Source organism: Accumulibacter sp. (assembly GCF_023806635.1).
Lineage (GTDB): Bacteria > Pseudomonadota > Gammaproteobacteria > Burkholderiales > Rhodocyclaceae > Accumulibacter.
Genome location: NZ_JAMTDQ010000009.1, coordinates 1 through 17269, shown reverse-complemented (window position 1 = coordinate 17269; position 17269 = coordinate 1). Strand labels below are relative to the sequence as shown.

18 protein-coding genes are annotated in these 17269 nt (G+C 67.4%); 15 read left to right on the top strand and 3 right to left on the bottom strand.

Features of this window, described 5'->3' with window-relative positions:
- From rsmD to tyrS, 4 genes are all read left to right on the top strand, one after another.
- Positions 1 to 555 (top strand): 16S rRNA (guanine(966)-N(2))-methyltransferase RsmD, encoded by a 555-nt coding sequence (rsmD, locus tag NFW30_RS02150; protein WP_295354393.1) that lies wholly within the window; start codon positions 1 to 3, stop codon positions 553 to 555.
- Positions 548 to 1045 carry a pantetheine-phosphate adenylyltransferase gene (gene coaD / locus NFW30_RS02145; protein WP_295354395.1) on the top strand — a complete coding sequence of 166 codons (498 nt, stop codon included), beginning with the start codon at positions 548 to 550 and terminating at the stop codon, positions 1043 to 1045. Before rsmD ends, coaD begins: the two co-directional genes overlap by 8 nt.
- Positions 1046 to 1058: 13 nt before the next feature.
- Positions 1059 to 1319, top strand: a complete 261-nt coding sequence (locus NFW30_RS02140) for a YfhL family 4Fe-4S dicluster ferredoxin (protein WP_034935105.1) — start codon at positions 1059 to 1061, stop codon at positions 1317 to 1319.
- Between the two features lie 135 nt (positions 1320 to 1454).
- Positions 1455 to 2654: a tyrosine--tRNA ligase gene (tyrS, locus tag NFW30_RS02135; RefSeq protein ID WP_295355255.1), complete on the top strand. Its 1200-nt coding sequence runs from the start codon at positions 1455 to 1457 to the stop codon at positions 2652 to 2654.
- A 72-nt stretch (positions 2655 to 2726) separates the two neighbouring features.
- On the opposite strand, the gene NFW30_RS02130 is transcribed toward tyrS, so the two are convergent.
- Positions 2727 to 3851, bottom strand: a complete 1125-nt coding sequence (locus tag NFW30_RS02130; protein WP_295355229.1) for a beta-ketoacyl-ACP synthase III — start codon at positions 3849 to 3851, stop codon at positions 2727 to 2729.
- 37 nt (positions 3852 to 3888) lie between these two features.
- A complete protein-coding gene (gene ubiB, locus NFW30_RS02125; protein ID WP_295355231.1) occupies positions 3889 to 5421 on the bottom strand; it encodes a ubiquinone biosynthesis regulatory protein kinase UbiB in 1533 nt (510 codons plus the stop codon).
- 159 nt (positions 5422 to 5580) lie between these two features.
- Here ubiB and argS point away from each other — a divergent pair, with 159 nt between their 5' ends.
- The 4 genes from argS (at position 5581) to NFW30_RS02105 (ending at position 9802) form a co-directional block, all read left to right on the top strand.
- A complete protein-coding gene (gene argS, locus NFW30_RS02120; protein ID WP_295355233.1) occupies positions 5581 to 7356 on the top strand; it encodes an arginine--tRNA ligase in 1776 nt (591 codons plus the stop codon).
- Between the two features lie 32 nt (positions 7357 to 7388).
- Complete coding sequence (locus NFW30_RS02115; protein ID WP_295355235.1) at positions 7389 to 8165, top strand: SPOR domain-containing protein; 777 nt, start codon at positions 7389 to 7391, stop codon at positions 8163 to 8165.
- A gap of 157 nt (positions 8166 to 8322) precedes the next feature.
- Complete coding sequence (locus NFW30_RS02110) at positions 8323 to 8970, top strand: thiol:disulfide interchange protein DsbA/DsbL (protein ID WP_295355237.1); 648 nt, start codon at positions 8323 to 8325, stop codon at positions 8968 to 8970.
- Positions 8971 to 9034: 64 nt separating this feature from the next.
- Positions 9035 to 9802, top strand: coding sequence for an SDR family oxidoreductase (locus NFW30_RS02105; RefSeq protein ID WP_295355239.1), 768 nt, complete (start codon positions 9035 to 9037; stop codon positions 9800 to 9802).
- A gap of 33 nt (positions 9803 to 9835) precedes the next feature.
- On the opposite strand, the gene NFW30_RS02100 is transcribed toward NFW30_RS02105, so the two are convergent.
- Complete coding sequence (locus tag NFW30_RS02100; RefSeq protein WP_295355241.1) at positions 9836 to 10564, bottom strand: SDR family NAD(P)-dependent oxidoreductase; 729 nt, start codon at positions 10562 to 10564, stop codon at positions 9836 to 9838.
- 29 nt (positions 10565 to 10593) lie between these two features.
- Between NFW30_RS02100 and NFW30_RS02095 the strand changes: the two genes are divergently transcribed.
- The 7 genes from NFW30_RS02095 (at position 10594) to tsaD (ending at position 17213) form a co-directional block, all read left to right on the top strand.
- Positions 10594 to 11406 carry a helical backbone metal receptor gene (locus NFW30_RS02095; RefSeq protein ID WP_363322053.1) on the top strand — a complete coding sequence of 271 codons (813 nt, stop codon included), beginning with the start codon at positions 10594 to 10596 and terminating at the stop codon, positions 11404 to 11406.
- A gap of 67 nt (positions 11407 to 11473) precedes the next feature.
- The gene (locus NFW30_RS02090) at positions 11474 to 12487 is read left to right on the top strand and encodes a peptidase U32 family protein (protein ID WP_295355243.1); all 1014 of its coding nucleotides are present in this window, start codon (positions 11474 to 11476) and stop codon (positions 12485 to 12487) included.
- 14 nt (positions 12488 to 12501) lie between these two features.
- Positions 12502 to 13425, top strand: a complete 924-nt coding sequence (locus NFW30_RS02085; protein WP_295355245.1) for a U32 family peptidase — start codon at positions 12502 to 12504, stop codon at positions 13423 to 13425.
- Positions 13422 to 13874, top strand: coding sequence for an SCP2 sterol-binding domain-containing protein (locus NFW30_RS02080; protein WP_295355247.1), 453 nt, complete (start codon positions 13422 to 13424; stop codon positions 13872 to 13874). Before NFW30_RS02085 ends, NFW30_RS02080 begins: the two co-directional genes overlap by 4 nt.
- Positions 13875 to 13919: 45 nt before the next feature.
- On the top strand, positions 13920 to 14867 hold the full coding sequence (locus NFW30_RS02075) for a DMT family transporter (protein ID WP_295355249.1): 948 nt from the start codon (positions 13920 to 13922) through the stop codon (positions 14865 to 14867).
- A gap of 169 nt (positions 14868 to 15036) precedes the next feature.
- Complete coding sequence (locus NFW30_RS02070) at positions 15037 to 16056, top strand: NAD(P)-dependent alcohol dehydrogenase (protein ID WP_295355251.1); 1020 nt, start codon at positions 15037 to 15039, stop codon at positions 16054 to 16056.
- 137 nt (positions 16057 to 16193) lie between these two features.
- A complete protein-coding gene (gene tsaD / locus NFW30_RS02065; protein ID WP_295355253.1) occupies positions 16194 to 17213 on the top strand; it encodes a tRNA (adenosine(37)-N6)-threonylcarbamoyltransferase complex transferase subunit TsaD in 1020 nt (339 codons plus the stop codon).
- Positions 17214 to 17269 lie beyond the last annotated feature (56 nt).

Sequence of the window (17269 nt, the reverse complement as noted above, 5' to 3'; positions counted from 1 at the left end):
CTGAACTCGGTACGCATCATCGGCGGCGAGTGGCGACGGCGTATCCTGCGCTTTCCGCAGGCGTCGGACTTGCGTCCGACGCCGGATCGCGTCCGCGAGACCCTGTTCAACTGGCTGGGCCAGGATCTCACCGGGGCGATCTGCCTCGACCTCTTCGCCGGCAGCGGCGCTCTCGGATTCGAGGCCGCTTCGCGTGGCGCCGCACGGGTGGTGATGGTCGAGCATTCACCGCAAGCCTTGCGGGCCCTGGAGAGCAACTCACGGCTCCTCGGCGTCGGCGAGCGGGTGCAGATCGTGCGCGCCGATGCGCAGCGCTTTCTCGCCGGCGCCGTTGGCCGCTTTGATGTCCTGTTCCTCGATCCGCCATTCCACCAGGGGTGGATCGAACGGCTGGCCCCGATGCTCGCCGGCGTGCTCGGCGACGATGCGGCAGTCCATGTCGAGGCCGAGCGCTTCCTGCCCGGATGTGGCGACTGGCGAACGGTGCGCCATGGCCACGCTGGCCGGGTCTTCCATCACCTGATGCAGCGGGGCGAAAGAGATGGCGCTGAATAACCGTCTGGCGATCTATGCCGGGACCTTCGACCCGATGACGCGCGGGCACGAGGATCTCGTTCGACGCGCGTCCTGCCTTTTCGACCGGGTGATCGTCGCCATCGCGGCGAACCAGCCGAAAAGGCCGTTCTTCTCGCTTGCCGAGCGGGTGGACATGGCACAGGACGTGCTCGCGCCCTACCCGAACGTCGAGGCTTGCGGCTTCGACGGACTGCTCATGGACTTCCTGCACGCCAGGGGCGCGAAAGTGATCATCCGCGGCCTGCGGGCGGTGTCCGACTTCGACTACGAGTTCCAGCTGGCGGGTATGAACCGCAACCTGTACCCGGAAGTCGAAACCGTATTCCTGACGCCGAGCGAGCAGTACCTGTTCATCTCGGCGACGATGGTGCGCGAGATCGCCATTCTCGGCGGCGATGTCAGCAAGTTTGTCCAGCCGGCAGTGCGCGAACGGCTGGCCAGGCGTGTCCGAGAAATTTCAACGACCTGAAGGAACAGCAAGCATGGCCCTGATCATTACCGACGAATGCATCAACTGCGACGTGTGCGAGCCGGAGTGCCCGAACGAAGCGATCTACCAGGGTGCCGAGATCTACGAGATCGACCCGAACAAGTGCACCGAGTGCGTCGGTCATTACGATACGCCGCAATGCGTCGAGGTCTGCCCGGTCGACTGCATCCCGAAAGACCCCGCGCATCAGGAAAGCGAGGAGCAGCTGTGGGTCAAGTACGCGAAGCTGACCGGCAATCCGGCACGCGGCTGATCGCCGCCGCGGCGTCTCCGGATGCCCGCGGAAGTCGCCCCGGCGGTCGGCTTCCCGGTCCTGTCGGGGCCGTGGGCCCGGTGAATCGATCCCTTCCCGGCAGCAACAATGCAGATACACGAACGCGAGGACGGCATGCGCGCAGTGCACGATCAACTCAGGCAGATCAGGCGCGGCTCCGAGGAGCTCCTGATCGAAGCGGAATTGCTGGACAAGCTGCAAAGCGGACGACCACTGCGCATCAAGGCCGGCTTCGACCCGACGGCACCCGACCTGCACCTCGGGCATACCGTACTGATCAACAAGCTGCGGCACTTCCAGGACCTCGGCCACCACGTCATGTTCCTGATCGGCGACTTCACCGGCATGATCGGCGACCCGACCGGCAAGAACGTCACCCGGCCCCCGCTGTCGCGCGAGCAGATCCTGGACAATGCGAAGACCTACGAGGAACAGGTATTCAAGATCCTCGACCCATGCCGGACAGAGGTCTGTTTCAACTCGGCGTGGTTCGAACCTTTCGGCGCGGCGGGGATGATTCGCCTGGCAGCCCTGCACACCGTCGCCCGCATGCTCGAGCGCGATGACTTTGCCAGGCGCTACCGCACGGGGCAGCCGATCGCGATTCACGAACTGCTCTACCCGCTGTGCCAGGGTTATGATTCAGTGGCGATGAACGCCGATGTCGAACTCGGCGGCACCGACCAGAAATTCAATCTCCTCGTCGGGCGCGAGCTGCAGAAACACTACGGGCAGGCAGCGCAGTGCATCCTGACCATGCCACTGCTGGAAGGACTCGACGGTGACAACAAGATGTCGAAGTCCCTTGGCAACTACGTCGGCATCAACGAGCCGCCGTCCGAGATGTTCGGCAAGCTGATGTCGATTTCGGATGAGCTGATGTGGCGCTATTTCGACCTGCTGTCGTTCCGCAGCAGCGAAGCGATCGACACCCTGCGGCAGGAAGTCGCCGGCGGGCGCAACCCGCGCGATGCCAAGGTCCTGCTCGCCGGCGAGATCGTCGAGCGCTTCCACGGCGCGACCGCGGCCGCCCATGCGCTGGCCGACTTCGAAGCTCGTTTCCGGCACGGCGCGATTCCCGACGACATCGCCGAAGTGAGCCTGCAGCCCGGCGCCGAGCCGCTGACGATCGTCCAGGTGCTCAAGCAGGCCGGCCTCACCGCCAGCACCTCGGAGGCGATGCGGATGATCGACCAGGGTGGTGTGCGGATGGACGGCAAGCGCGTGGACGACAAGCACCTCGTCTTCCCCGTCGCCGGCACCTTCGTCCTGCAGGTCGGCAAACGCCGCTACGCGCGGGTGCGGGCCGGCTGAGCGGTTGTGAAGGAATCGCCGCAAGCGGCCCGAGATGCAGGGCGCGAGCGAGCGCAGGACGCGGCCTTTTCCTCAGCACTTGCGGACGATCAGGCTGCCGATCGAGTAGCCGGCGCCGAAGGAGCAGATGACGCCGAGATCGCCGCTGGCGAGATCGGCGCTGTGGCGGTGAAAGCTGATGATCGAGCCGGCCGATGCGGTGTTGGCGAACTCGTCGAGGATCACCGGTGCTTCGTCGGCCGTTGCCTCGCGGCCGAGCAGGCGGCGGCCGATCAGCTGGTTCATCGCCAGGTTCGCCTGGTGCAGCCAGAAGCGGCGCACGTGCGACGGCTTCAGGTCGAGGGTCGCGAGATGGCGGGTGATGTGCTCGGCGGCCAGCGGACAGACTTCCTTGAATACCTTGCGGCCCTCCTGGACGAATAGCTGATCACGGTCGCCCGGATCGCGGTCCTCGCAGCGCGACATGAAGCCGGCGTTGTTGCGGATGTTGTTGGAAAAGCTCGTCGCCAGCCTGCTGCCGAGGATTTCCCACGCGTTCGCCGCCGGCTCGGGCGGCAGGCGCTCGACGACCATCGCCGTGCACACATCGCCGAAGATGAAGTGACAGTCGCGGTCCTGCCAGGCGAGATGCGCCGAGCAGATCTCCGGATCGACGACGAGCACGCTGCGCGCGCTGCCGCAGCGCACGGCGTTGAACGCGATGTCGAGGGCGAAGGTCGCCGACGAGCAGGCGACGTTCATGTCGAAGGCGTAGCCCTGGCCGATGCCGAGCGCGTTCTGGATCTCGACCGCCATCGCCGGGTAGGGGCGCTGCATGTTGGAAGCGGCGCAGATCACGGCATCGATCTCGGCAGCGCCGCGGCCGGCAGCCGCCAGCGCCTGCCGGCCGGCGGCGACGGCGATCTCCGCCTGCAGCGAAAGCTCGTCGTTGCGCCGCGCAACGAAGCGCGGGCGCATGCGCAGTGGGTCGAGTACCCCCTCCTTGTCCAGCACGTAACGACGCGTGATGCCGGAGGCCTTTTCGATGAAGTCGACGCTGGACTCCTCGCGCGCGGCGACCTCGCCGGTCGCTATCCGCTGCGCGTTGTCTGCGTTGAACTGCCTGGCATGGGCGTTGTACGAGGCCACCAGTTCCTCGTTGCTGATGACGTATGGTGCGGTATACAGGCCGCTGCCACTGATCGAGACGCGCTGCATGAAGATTCTCCCTGGGTTGTGACGGTAGCCGTTTGCCTCATATGTGCTGGCCGACCAGCAACGCCGTCAGGAGGACGGCGATCAGTGCCAGCAGGCGCCGCTGTTGTCGCTGCGCCCGCGCCAGCTCGGCGAGCAACGGCGTCAGGTCGGGCTCGCGGCGTGCCGCCAGTGCCTGATAGACGAGACGCGGCAGTTGCGGCAGCGTGCGCGCCCAGTACGGTGCTTCCTGCTGCACGCCGCGGTGGAAGGCACGTCGCCCGAGCTGTTCGCTCATCCAGCGTTCGAGGAAGGGTTTGGCGGTCTTCCACAGGTCGAGGTCGGGATCGAGCTGGCGTCCGAGCCCCTCGATGTTGAGCAGGGTCTTCTGCAGCATCACCAGCTGCGGCTGGATCTCGACGTTGAAGCGGCGCGAGGTCTGGAACAGGCGCAAGAGGACGCGGCCGAACGAGATCTCGTGCAGCGGCCGGTCGAAGATCGGCTCGCAGACGGCGCGGATTGCGGCCTCGAACTCGTCCGCCCGCGTCTCGGGCGGCGCCCATCCGGCCTCGATGTGCGCCGTCGCGACGCGTTTGTAATCGCGCTGGAAGAAGGCGAGGAAATTCTGCGCCAGGTAGTTCTTGTCGGTGTCGGTGAGGGTGCCGACGATGCCGAAGTCGAGCGCGATGTAGCTGCCATGATGGGCCGCGTCGGTGGCGATGAAGATGTTGCCCGGATGCATGTCGGCGTGAAAGAAGCCGTCGCGGAAGACCTGCGTGAAGAAGATCTCGACGCCGGCGCGCGACAGTGCGGCGAGATCGATGCCGGCGGCGATCAGCGCCTCGGTCTGGCTGATCGGGATGCCGCGCATCCGCTCCATGACCATCACCGTCGTCGTGCACTGGTCCCAATGGACCTCGGGTACCTGCAGCAGGCGCGAACCGCTGAAGTTGCGCCGCAACTGCGAGCAGTTGGCGGCCTCGCGCATCAGGTCGAGTTCGTCGTAGAGGTACTTGGCGAACTCGGCGACCACTTCCCGCGGCTTCAGCCGCTTGCCGTCCGGCCATGCCTTCTCCAGTACGGCGGCGAGTGTCTCGAGCAGTGCGAGGTCATTGGCGATGACCTCGTGCATGGCCGGCCGCAGCACCTTGACGGCGACCTCGTGCCCGCCGTCTTCCGGTCGCAGGCGGGCGAAATGGACCTGCGCGATCGACGCACTGGCCACCGGTGTCGCGTCGAATTCGGCGAAGACCTCGCTGGCTGGCCTGCCATAGGCCTTCTCGATCTCGGCCAGGGCAAGATCGGAAGAGAACGGCGGCACCCGGTCCTGCAGTTTCGCCAGTTCGTCAGCGATGTCGGGGCGCAGCAGGTCGCGGCGGGTCGACAGCACCTGGCCGAACTTGACGAAGATCGGGCCGAGCGACTCGAGTGCCAGGCGCAGGCGGACGGCCGACGGCGTATCGAAGCGGCGCCAGAAGTGCAGCGTCCGCGAAAGCGCGGCCAGGCGTCCGCTCGGCTCGTGTTCGAGGATCATCTCGTCGAGGCCGTAGCGGCTCGCAATGCTGAGGATTTTGGCGAGGCGGAGGAGTCGCACGGCGGGCGGGAGCGGGTCGGTCGGCAAAGAGGGAGTTTACACACAAACGGTCGCGGCTGTTGGTTCGCCAGCACTGGCGACAGCGCCGCGGTGGCCCGCTGGCAGGGCCGGCGTCGTATAATCAGCCGCTTGACCCGATTCCCGAACCAAGAAACCGCGATGAGTTCCGACCTGAAGTTACAGCTTGCCGAGCTGATGCGCGTCGCGCTGCTGAGTGTGGCACCCGGCGAGGGCAGCAGCGAGATCCACATCGAGCGCCCGAAGCAGGCTTCGCACGGCGATTTTTCCTGCAATCTGGCGCTGCAACTGGCGCGTTCCCTGAAACGCAACCCCCGCCAGCTGGCGCAGCTCCTGGTTTCGGAATTGCCGTTCTCGTCGTTGCTCGACCGGACCGAAGTAGCCGGTGCCGGCTTCATAAATTTCCATCTGGCGCCGGTCGCACGTCGCCAGGTGCTGCGCGGCATCCTGCTGCAGGGAGAGAACTTCGGCCGTGCGACGAGCGGCGGCGGCCGGACGGTCCTCGTCGAGTTCGTTTCCGCCAATCCGACCGGCCCGTTGCATGTCGGGCATGGCCGGGGCGCAGCCTACGGCGACAGTCTCGCCAGGCTGCTCGCTTTCGCCGGCTGGAGCGTGACCAGCGAATACTACGTCAATGACGCGGGTCGGCAGATGGACATCCTCGCGCTGTCCACCTGGTTGCGCTACCTTGAGCTCGGCGGCGGGCAGTCGGCCGGGCAGGTGGTCTTCCCGCCGAACGCCTACCAGGGCGAATACGTGCGCGACATGGCGCGACAGATGCGGCTGGCCCACGGCGGCCGCCATGAGCGCTCCCTCGCCCAGCTCGTCGCCGGCACTCCTGGCTTGCCGGACGCCACGCGCACCGACGCCGCGGCGGTCCGCCAGCGGGAAGACCAGCTTGACGCACTGATCGCCAACGCCCGCCTGCTGCTCGGCGAGGATTGGCAGTACGTGCATGACTTCGTGCTTGCCGAGCAACTCGCCGATTGCCGCAACGATCTCGAGGAAACCGGAGTGCACTTCGACGTCTGGTTTTCCGAACAGTCGCTGTTTGCCACCGGTCTCGTCGCGCGCTGCGTCGAGCGACTGGCGAAAGCCGGTCATGTCTATGTTCAGGACGGCGCCCGCTGGTTCCGCTCGACGACCTTCGGCGACGAGAAGGACCGCGTCGTGCAGCGCGAGAACGGCCTCTACACCTACTTCGCATCCGACATCGCCTACCACCTGAACAAGTGCGAAAGGGGATTCGCGCGGCTGATCAACGTCTGGGGCGCCGACCATCACGGCTACATTCCACGCGTCCGCGGAGCGCTCGCCGCGCTGGGCATCGACGGATCGCTTCTCGAGGTGGCGCTGGTGCAGTTCGCCGTCCTCTATCGCTCCGGCTGGAAGGCGCAGATGTCCACCCGTGCGGGGGACTTCGTCACCCTGCGGACCCTGCGCGAAGACGTCGGCGTCGACGCCTGCCGTTTCTTCTACGTGCTGCGCAAGTCCGATCAGCACCTCGATTTCGACCTCGATCTCGCCAAGAGCCAGTCGAACGACAACCCGGTCTACTACATCCAGTACGCGCACGCACGCGTCTGTTCGCTGCTGGATCTCTGGGCTGGCGACGCCGAGACCCTCGCCGCGGTCGATCTCGCGGCTCTCGACGGTCCCCGCGAACTGGCCCTGGCGGCCCGGCTGGGCGAGTTTCCCGAGGTCGTCGAACAGGCTGCGGCGGAACTCGCGCCGCATCTCGTCGCCTTCTACCTGAAGGATCTGGCAGCCGAATTCCACAGCTACTACAATGCCGAACGCATCCTGGTCGATGCGCCGGCGGTCCGCGAGGCGCGCGTGGCGCTGGCCGCAGCCGTGCGGCAAGTGATCCGCAACGGCATGTCGATACTCGGTGTCAGTTGTCCGGTATCGATGTAGTCAGAGCACAGAGGATTCCCATGAGTCGTGACATGAAACCCCGCAAGGCGCCGCCTGGCAGGAAATCGGGCGGTGGCACGCTGTTCGGCCTGTTCATCGGCCTGGTCATCGGTGTCATCGCGGTCGCCGCGGTCGTCTGGTACGTCAACAAGACTCCGCTGCCCTTCACGACGACCGGTCAGCAGCCCAAGCTGCCGCCGCCGGTCGGCAGCAAGCCAGCCGGGCAGCCGGCCGCCGAAGTGCCGCCGGTCGCTTCGGCGCCGGTCGCCCTGCCGGGCAAGCCGGGCGACCCGGTTCCAGAGAAGCCGCGTTTCGACTTCTACAAGATCCTGCCGGGCAATGCGGAAGCGGTTCCCGAGCCGAAACCCGACGAACACAGGCCGGCCGAAGCTCGGCCGACCATCGGCAAGCCCACCGAAACGAAGCCGATCGACACCAGGCCGACCGAGAACCGGCCCACCGAGACGAAGGCGGGCGAGACGAAGACGGCGGAGGGAAAGCAGCCGGAAGGGAAGACCGCAGAGAGCCGGACGGCTGCCGCCAAGCCAGCCGAGGCGAAGAGCGAGAGCACCCTCAGGGAGCCCATCTATCTGCAGGCGGGCTCGTTCCTGAGCGCCAGCGACGCGGACAACCAGAAGGCGCGGTTGGCGTTGATGGGAGCAGAGGCGCGGATCCAGCAGGTGATGCTGCAGGACAAGGTCTGGTACCGTGTCCGCCTCGGTCCCTACCACAGGATGGACGACGTGAATCACATGCGCGCCGACCTGGCCAGACAGGGAATCGACGCCAACGTCGTGCGCCGCGACTGAGCGAACCGGCTGATGTCCCCGCATCCACCGGGCTGCCCGGCATGCGGGTGAGGGCAGCGAAGGATCCGCACGGTCGGTGAGGATGGGGGAACGACGGTGCAACGTGGCAGACCGGCCGCGCGGCACAATCATTTGCAAGCTTGAAGGAGAGAGATCGATGCACGCACGTTCCACTGGTTGGCTGCTGGCCCTCGTCATCGCCTTGCTGGCGGTGGCACTGCCGGTACGGGCCGAACTCGTCGCCGGGCGCGACTTCGTCGCGATCGTTCCCCAGCAGACGACCGACAATCCGGCGAAGATCGAGGTCGTCGAGTTCTTTTCGTACGCCTGCCCGCATTGCAGTGAACTGCACCCCACCCTCAGCAAGTGGGCGTCGGCGCTGCCCGCCGACGTCGTCCTGAAGCGGGTGCCGATCACTTTCGGCCGTCCGCAGTGGGCGCCGCTGGCGCGACTGTTCTACGCGCTCGAGGCGACGGGCGATCTCGCGCGGCTCGACAGCGCCGTCTTCGACACGCTCCACCGTCAGGGCGGCAAGCTCTTCGACGACAAGAGCGTCATCGCATGGGCCACGGCGCGCGGCATCGACGGCACGAAGTTCACCGAGGCCTACAACTCCTTCGGTGTCCTCAGCCGGGTGAGGCAGGCCGATCAGATGGCCAAGGCGTACGGAATTCAGGGCGTCCCGGCGCTCGCCGTCGATGGCAAGTACCTGGTCACCGGCAAGGATCTCAAGGACTTCAACGAGTTGCTGGCGCTGACCGAGCAGGTGATCGGCAAGGTCCGGCGCGAGCGCGGCAAGAAGTGAGGCCGCCGCCCACCGGCTTCCGGTGACCGCGAGTTGCCGGTCCACAGCCGCTGAGCCGCCTGCCGTGCAGCGAGTCTTCATCACCGGGGCCTCGTCCGGCATCGGCCGGGCGCTGGCCGAGCACTACGGCGCGCGCGGGGCGCGGCTCGGGCTCGTCGCCCGCCGGACGCAGTTGCTGCACGAGTTGTCGACGCGCTGGCCGGAGCGTGTCAGGGCGTACCCGCTCGACGTCACCGACGCCGAAGCCCTGCGCGTCGCGGCAGCAGACTTCATCGATGGTTTCGGGGTCCCCGATCTCGTGATCGCCAACGCCGGCGTCTCGGTTGGCACGCTGACCGAGAACGCCGCGGACCTCGAGGCGATCCGGCGCGTGATGGAGGTCAACCATTTCGGCATGGCGGCGACCTTCTCGCCGTTCATTGCCGGCATGCGACAGGCCGGGCGCGGCCGCCTGGTCGGCATCGCCTCGCTCGCAGGCGTCCGCGGCTTGGCGGGGGCCGCTGCCTACTGCGCGTCGAAGGCGGCTGCGATCAGCCATCTCGAGAGCCTGCGTCTCGAACTGCGCGATTCGGGAGTCCGGGTGGTCACCATCTGCCCGGGCTACGTCAGGACACCGATGACCGAGGTGAATCGCTTCCCGATGCCCTTTCTCCTTGCCGCCGACGAGGCAGCGACGCGTTTCGCCCGCGTCATCGAACGGGGCAGCAGCTACGCTGTCGTGCCGTGGCAGATGGCCATCGTCGGCAAGTTGTTGCGGCTCCTGCCAAACGCCGTCTACGACCGCGTCTTCGCTGCCGCGCCACGCAAGCCGCGGCAGCCGCCGCCGGGCTAGGCCGCGGTGGTCCGCCCCGGTGGTCTCGCCACCCTACCAGTCGATCGCCCTGCCGTCACGGAAGAAGCCTCCGCTGGGGCCGTCCTGCGGCAGCAGCGCGGCCCAGACGATGCCGCTGGCGCCCTCTTCGGCACTGCGGGTGGCGTTCTCGCCGCCCATTTCGGTGCGACACCAGCCGGGGCAAACCGAGTTGATCTTGATCGCCGTTCCTGCCAGTTCGTTGGCCGCCAGTCGGGTCAGTGCATTGAGCGCCGCCTTCGACATCCGGTAGCCGGGCCAGAAACCGCCCATCTCGCTCAGTTGCCCCATTCCCGACGAGACGTTGACGATGCGGCCGTAGCCGTTTTCGCGCATCAGCGGCACGCAGGCCTGCATCAGGCGCAGCGCCGCCAGCGCGTTGCAGTCGATCGTCGTCGCGACGGTTTCCGGCTCGACGACGAAGACGCTCGCCGCCGGCGGCGGCCGGGCAAAGTCGCGTGCTTCGGGGAAGATGCCGGCGTTGTTGACCAGGATGTCGACGCGGCCGAACTCACGCCGCAGGCGAGCGGCGAGGGCGGCGACGGCACTGCCGTCGGTGACGTCGGCGAGGTGCGGCAGCACGTCGAGGCCGTCGCCCTGCAGGCGGGCAGCCGCGGCCTCGATCGCCTCGGCATTGCGCCCGATCATCAGGACCTTGCAGTCGGCAGCCGCGAGCCCGCGCGCCACAGCCAGTCCGATGCCGCGTGTCGCTCCGGTCACCACGGCGAGTCTGTGAGCCAGCATGTGTCTTTCCTCCTGTCCGCAGAGGGTGCATGATGCAATGGTCTGACGCGCTCGGCAAGCTCCACGGCCGCTACCCGGGGTCGCCGCGGATCGTCTCGCTGGTGCCGAGCCTGACCGAGCTCGTGATCTCCCTCGGCCTTGCTGCGCAACTGGTTGGTCGCACCGGCTTCTGCGTCCACCCGCGAGCGGCCCTTCGTGGCATCCCGAAGCTCGGCGGTACCAAGGGCTTCGACCGCGAGCGGCTGCGCGCGTTGCAGCCGACGCATGTGTTGGTCAATATCGACGAGAACCGGCGCGACGAGGTCGCCGCGCTGGCCGACTTCGTGCCGCACCTGGTCGTCACCCATCCGCTGGAAGCGCGCGACAATCTCGATCTCTACCGCCTGCTCGGCGGCATCTTCGATCGCGAGCAGGAGGCGGCGGCGTTGTGCGTCTCCTTCGAGCGCGAATGGGCCGCGCTTGCCGAGGTCGCCGCCCTGCTGCCGCGGCAGCAGGTGCTGTACCTGATCTGGCGTGACCCATGGTTGAGCGCTGCTCGCGATACCTACATCTCGCGCATGCTGGCGGCGGCCGGCTGGGACACGCTGCCGGCCGTCAGTACACAGCGCTACCCGCAGATCGAACTCGCGGAAGTGGCGCGCGACGCCGGGATCGTCTTCCTGGCCAGCGAACCCTACCCCTTCCGCGAGCGTGACCGGCAACGACTGTTGGGCGAGATGGCCACCCACCGCTGGCAGCTGATCGATGGCGAGATGGTTTCCTGGTACGGCAGCCGGGCGATCATGGGCCTCGCCTATCTGCGCCGGTTGCGCCTTGGCCTCTGTCAATCGGCTCGAACTTGACGCGCATCAAGCCTTGGCGGCTCGCGCCCACTATACTGGCGCGCTTCGTGCTACGAGGCTTTCGTTCATGGCCGCTCGCAAGATACCCCAGCTCATCTGCCCGGCGGGCAGCCTGCCGGCACTCAAGGCTGCCGTCGATCACGGTGCGGACGCCGTCTATCTCGGTTATCGCAACGATACCAACGCCCGCAACTTCGCCGGCCTCAATTTCGACCACCGGGCGATGGTCGAAGGTGTTCGCTACGCCCAGACCCGTCACTGCCAGGTTCTGATGGCGATCAACACCTTCGCCCAGCCAGGGCGCTTCGCCGACTGGCAGCGGGCCGTCGACGGGGCGGTGGATCTCGGTGTCGACGCCGTCATTCTTGCCGATGTCGGCCTGCTCGACGACAGCAGTCGCCGCCACCCCGACTTGCGCCTCCACCTCTCGGTGCAGGGCTCGGCGACGAACTACGAGGCGATCAACTTCGCGCACCGCGAGTTCGGCGTCCGGCGCGCCGTCCTGCCGCGCGTCCTGACGCTGGCACAGGTCGAGACGGTGGTCCGCAACACGCCGGTCGAGATCGAGGTCTTCGGCTTCGGCAGCCTGTGCGTGATGAACGAGGGGCGTTGCTGGCTCTCGTCGTACGCCACCGGCGAGTCGCCGAACACCGTCGGCGCCTGCTCGCCGGCGAAATTCGTGCAGTGGCAGAAATCGCCGGACGGCATGGCGACGCGCTTGAACGGCATCCTCATCGACTGTTTCGCCGCTGCCGAGCCGGCCGGCTACCCGACGCTGTGCAAGGGGCGCTTCGAGGTCCAGGGAGAAACCTATTACGCGCTCGAGGAACCGACGAGCCTCAACGTGCTCGAAATCCTGCCCGAAATTGCCCGTATCGGTGTCGCTGGGATCAAGGTCGAAGGCCGCCAGCGCAGCCCGACCTACGTCGCGCAGGTCACGCGCACCCTGCGCGCGGCGCTCGACGAACTCGCTCGCGGCGACCAGCGTTTCAGCGTCCGGCCGGCCTGGCAGGCCGAACTCGCCCGGCTGGCCGAAGGCAGCCAGGTGACGCTCGGCGCCTACAGCCGCCCGTGGCGCTAGGTGGGAGGCAAGCGATGAAGCTCTCGCTCGGACCACTGCTCCACTTCTGGCCGAAGCACGAGGTCTACGAGTTCTACGCCGAAATTGCGCAGAACCCGGCGATCGACATCGTCTGTCTCGGCGAGGTCGTCTGCTCGCGCCGGCAGCAGATGCGCACCGCCGACTGGCTTGGGCTGGCACGTGATCTGGCTGGGGCCGGCAAGGAGGTGGTCTTCGCCGCGCAGGCGCTGCTCGAATCGGAGAGTGACCTGAAGGCGCTGCGACGCCTGGCGGATGAGGCGAGCGACATCCCTGGCTGCCTGCTCGAGGCCAACGATCTCGGCGCGGTCGGCATCGCCGCCGGTCGGCCATTCGTCGCCGGGACACACCTCAACATCTACAACGAGGCCACGCTGGCGTCGTTCGCCCGCCGGGGCATGCGGCGCTGGCTGCCACCGCTCGAGGCTGATCGGCGGCTGATCGGGACGCTGCATGACACGCGGCCAGCCGGCGTCGCGAGTGAGGTCTTCGTTTTCGGCAAGCTGCCACTGGCGTTCTCCGCCCGCTGTTTCACCGCCCGTCATTACAATCTCGGCAAGGACGACTGCCAGTTCCGCTGTCTCGACCACCCGCAGGGGATGACCCTGCGCACCCGCGAGGGGCAACCGTTCCTGAGCATCAACGGCATCCAGACGATGTCGGCGCAGACCTGCAGTCTGCTGCCGCAGGTTCCGGATCTGCTGGCGATGGGTATCGAAGTGATCCGCATCAGCCCGCAACCGCAGGCGATGGCGGCGGTCATCGCCGCCTTCGACGCTGCCCGGCGTGGCGAAGCACTGGCCCCGGATACCGCGGGTTGGGCCAGCGACGGGTTGGTGGACGGCTACTGGTTCGGCACTGCCGGGATTGCCAGCCACCAGGCTGCCGCGCCTGTCAATCGGGAAGGAATTCACTCATGAGTCAGGGTTTCACGATTCCGAGCTTCAAGTTGCCGGGCGTCCTCTCGACGATCGGTGCCCATCTGCCGCAGTGGCCGCACTCGCTGGCTTTGGCGACGGCGCTCAACGTCGCCGCCAGGGCCGGCCTGCTGCCGGCCGACAGCCTGGCGCAGCTCGCGGACCGCAGCTTCGTCGTCGAGGTGCTCGATGCCGGCGGGGTCGCTTCGTTCATCTATCGCGACGGGCTCTTCCGGCCACTGCTGACCGCCCCGCAGGCACCTGATCTGTGTTTCCAGGCCAACCTGTCGGCTTTCCTGCAGCTGCTGGCACGGCAGGAAGACCCGGATACCCTCTTCTTCAAGCGCGAACTGTCGATCGTCGGCGACACCGAACTGGGGCTGCTGGTCAAGAACATGCTCGACGCCATCGAGTGGCCGCCCTTGCCGCGACTGTCGCTCTTCCAGCGTTGAGCCCGCGGGTCGCCCGGACGACTGGCGCCGGCGTCGCGGCGAAGCATGTCGTCAGCGTCACCGGCTAGCGCGCCACTGATCGCCGGTGTCGCCTGCGCTCTCGGTGCCGGCATGCTTTGGGGACTGGTTTTCGTCGTTCCGCTGCTGCTGCCCGAGTATCCGCCGGCGATACTGTCCTTCGGCCGCTACCTTGCTTTCGGACTGATCGCGCTGCTGCTCGCCTGGAGCGGCCGCGGGCGTCTGCTGCGGCTGCAGCGCCAGGACTGGCGGATTGCTTTCGAGCTGGCGCTGGTCGGCAACATCCTCTACTACCTCTTTCTGGCGGCGGCGATCCAGCTCGCCGATGCGCCAATGCCGACGATGCTCATCGGTACCCTGCCGATCGTCATCGCGATCGTCGCCAACTTCGGCAGCGAGGCCTTGCCGTGGCGCCGCCTGTTGCCGTCGCTGGCGGTAATTGCGATCGGCATCACCCTGGTGAACCGCCACGAGATGGCGCTGCTCGGCGCGCAGCGCAGTATCGACGACTACCTGGGGGGCGCCCTGCTGGCCCTGGCCGCGGTTGCCGCCTGGACCTGGTACCCGGTGCGCAACTCCCGCTGGCTGCGCCAGCGGCCGCAGCTCGCTTCCGGAACCTGGGCGCTGGCGCAGGGTCTGGCGACGTTGCCAATGGCGGCGATCGGCATGGCGGCTGCGGGTTTCTGGCTGGACGACAGCTTCGACTATCCGCTGGGCCCGCAGCCGATGCGCTACCTGGGACTGATGCTGACGCTCGGCTTCTGTGCCTCCTGGCTCGGCACGCTGCTCTGGAATCGTGCCAGCCAGTTGCTGCCGACCGCGCTCAGCGGGCAGTTGATCGTCTTCGAGACCGTCGCCGCTTTTGCCTACGCCTTCATCTGGCGCGGCGCGCTGCCCGGCGGCCCGGCGCTGCTCGGCATCGGGCTGCTGCTGGCCGGCGTCGTTCTCGGCGTGCGCGCCTTCCGCGGCGGCTGAACGGCCCGTCGGTCGCCGACGGCGGCCGTCCGTATCGTCTGCCGGCGCGATCGATCGCACTGTGTCGTCGCGCGTGGTCGCGCTTGTGCGATCATTGCCTGGTGGCGTCCGCCAGTGGCGCACAAGCGTCACGGGGCGCGCGAAGGGCGCCGATCAGCGGAGGTGGGCGATGCGAGTCTTTCAGATTCAGGACGACTGGGGGCTGGGCAATCTGCGGCTGGCCGAGAGAGTGCGACCACAACCCGGGCCGGGGCAGGTGCTGCTGCGCATGCGCGCCGCTTCGCTCAACTATCGTGACCTGGTCGTTCCGGAGCGCGGCTATGGCAGCTTCACCGGGACGTTACCACTGATTCCCGTGTCGGACGGCGTCGGCGAGGTGGTCGAGGTTGGTCCCGGCGTCAGCCGTGTTGCGCCGGGTGACCGGGTCTGCCCGTGCTTCTTCCAGGGCTGGATCAGCGGCGACCCGGACCTGAGTCGCATGATGGGGTCGCTCGGCGGTCCGCTCGATGGCGCGATGGCCGAGTTCATGTGCCTCTCGGAGCAGGGCGTGGTGAAGGTCCCGAGTTGTCTGAGTGACCTCGAGGCGGCGACGCTGCCGTGCGCGGCGTTGACGGCCTGGAGTGCGCTCGTCACGCATGGCCGCGTCGGCCCCGGCGAGCGGGTGTTGATCCAGGGCTCGGGTGGCGTGGCACTGTTTGCCCTCGCCTTCGCCAGGATGGCTGGTGCCCACGTCACGGTCATTTCCTCGAGTGACGAGAGGATCGAGCGCCTGCGGGCGCTCGGCGCCGACGCGACGATCAACTACACGCGGACACCAGAGTGGTCGAAGGCCGCACGTGAGATCACCGGCGGGCGTGGTTTCGATCACATCGTCGAGTTGGGCGGCGAAAAGACTCTGCCGCAGTCGCTGCGCTGCATTCGCGCCGGCGGCACGCTGTCGATGATCGGCGTCCTTTCCGGGTCGTCGTTGGCGGTACCCCTCGGGCCGATCGTCACCCGTCAGATCCGGCTGCAGGGAATCACGGTCGGCCATCGCGACGGTTTCGAGGCGATGCTGCGGGCGCTGGAGCAACACCGGCCGGCAATCACGGTGGACCGGGTCTTCGAGTTCACGGCGCTCAGGGAGGCATTGGACTATCTCAGGAGTGGTGCGCAGTTCGGCAAGATCTGCATTCGCCATCCCGACTAGCGGCGGGCATGCGGAGTTCCCCGGAGCCCGTTGATCAGCCCGCCCCGCCGCGCCCCTACCACTGCGTTGCCCGTCCGTTCCCACCCGCTGCCGGCGAGGCCGGCGCCGGCCTGGGGCACGGTGTTAGAATGCCGCCGATGCTGGTTCTCGGAATCGAATCCTCCTGCGACGAAACGGGCGTCGCGCTGTACGATGGCGACGACGGCACCTTGCTGGCGCACGCGCTCCACTCGCAGGTCCGCATGCACGCCGAGTACGGTGGCGTGGTGCCGGAACTCGCGTCACGCGACCATATCGGCCGTCTCGTGCCGCTGCTGCGACAGGTTCTTGCCGCCAGTGGCCGCTCGTTGGCGCAGATCGACGCCATCGCCTATACGCAGGGGCCGGGTCTCGCCGGCGCCCTGCTCGTCGGCGCTGCCTTCGCCGAGGCGTTGGCGATGGCACTGGGGTTGCCGACCGTGCCGGTACACCACCTCGAGGGCCACTTGCTGTCGCCGCTGCTGTCCGCGCGTCCGCCGCGCTTTCCCTTCGTCGCGCTGCTCGTTTCCGGCGGACACACCCAGCTGATGCGCGTCACCGGCGTCGGCGAGTACGCGTTGCTGGGCGAGACGCTCGATGACGCGGCCGGTGAGGCTTTCGACAAGACCGCCAAGCTGCTCGGCCTCGGCTATCCTGGCGGCCCGGCGCTGGCTGTGCTCGCCGCAAGCGGCCGACCGGGACGGGTGAAGCTGCCGCGACCGATGCTGCGCTCCGGTGATCTCGATTTCAGCTTCAGTGGTCTGAAGACGGCCGTGTTGACCCGCGTGCGCGAGTTGGGGACGCTGGACGACGAGCAGCGGGCGGACATTGCCTGCGGCTTTCAGGAAGCGATCGTCGAGGTGCTGGTGAGCAAGGCGCTGCGCGCCGTGCGGACCAGTGGCCTGCGGCAGCTGGTCGTTGCCGGCGGCGTCGGGGCCAATCGCGAACTGCGCCGCCAACTCGATGCGCGCGCGCTGAGATCGCGCATCGAGGTCTTCTACCCGGAACTCGAGTTCTGTACCGACAACGGCGCGATGATCGCCCTGGCGGGCGCGTTGCGGTTGCAGGCGGGGCTTGCCGGCAAGGCTGCCGGTGCGTTCGCGGTGCGGCCGCGCTGGCCGCTGACCGGCGCCGGCTAGCCGGCTAGCCCTGCCCTTTACCCGCAAGTCTGCAGATCATCCGAAGTCCAGTGTCG

Excerpts from the sequence above, each read along its gene's own strand:
- NFW30_RS02100 (WP_295355241.1), bottom strand. The coding sequence starts at position 10,564 with ATGCTGGCTCACAGACTCGCCGTGGTGACCGGAGCGACACGCGGCATC.
- NFW30_RS02075 (WP_295355249.1), top strand. The coding sequence starts at position 13,920 with ATGTCGTCAGCGTCACCGGCTAGCGCGCCACTGATCGCCGGTGTCGCC.
- tsaD (WP_295355253.1), top strand. The coding sequence starts at position 16,194 with ATGCTGGTTCTCGGAATCGAATCCTCCTGCGACGAAACGGGCGTCGCG.
- NFW30_RS02115 (WP_295355235.1), top strand. The coding sequence starts at position 7,389 with ATGAAACCCCGCAAGGCGCCGCCTGGCAGGAAATCGGGCGGTGGCACG.
- NFW30_RS02080 (WP_295355247.1), top strand. The coding sequence starts at position 13,422 with ATGAGTCAGGGTTTCACGATTCCGAGCTTCAAGTTGCCGGGCGTCCTC.
- NFW30_RS02090 (WP_295355243.1), top strand. The coding sequence starts at position 11,474 with ATGGCCGCTCGCAAGATACCCCAGCTCATCTGCCCGGCGGGCAGCCTG.
- NFW30_RS02110 (WP_295355237.1), top strand. The coding sequence starts at position 8,323 with ATGCACGCACGTTCCACTGGTTGGCTGCTGGCCCTCGTCATCGCCTTG.
- NFW30_RS02070 (WP_295355251.1), top strand. The coding sequence starts at position 15,037 with ATGCGAGTCTTTCAGATTCAGGACGACTGGGGGCTGGGCAATCTGCGG.
- NFW30_RS02095 (WP_363322053.1), top strand. The coding sequence starts at position 10,594 with ATGATGCAATGGTCTGACGCGCTCGGCAAGCTCCACGGCCGCTACCCG.
- argS (WP_295355233.1), top strand. The coding sequence starts at position 5,581 with ATGAGTTCCGACCTGAAGTTACAGCTTGCCGAGCTGATGCGCGTCGCG.
- tyrS (WP_295355255.1), top strand. The coding sequence starts at position 1,455 with ATGCGCGCAGTGCACGATCAACTCAGGCAGATCAGGCGCGGCTCCGAG.
- NFW30_RS02130 (WP_295355229.1), bottom strand. The coding sequence starts at position 3,851 with ATGCAGCGCGTCTCGATCAGTGGCAGCGGCCTGTATACCGCACCATAC.
- NFW30_RS02085 (WP_295355245.1), top strand. The coding sequence starts at position 12,502 with ATGAAGCTCTCGCTCGGACCACTGCTCCACTTCTGGCCGAAGCACGAG.
- NFW30_RS02140 (WP_034935105.1), top strand. The coding sequence starts at position 1,059 with ATGGCCCTGATCATTACCGACGAATGCATCAACTGCGACGTGTGCGAG.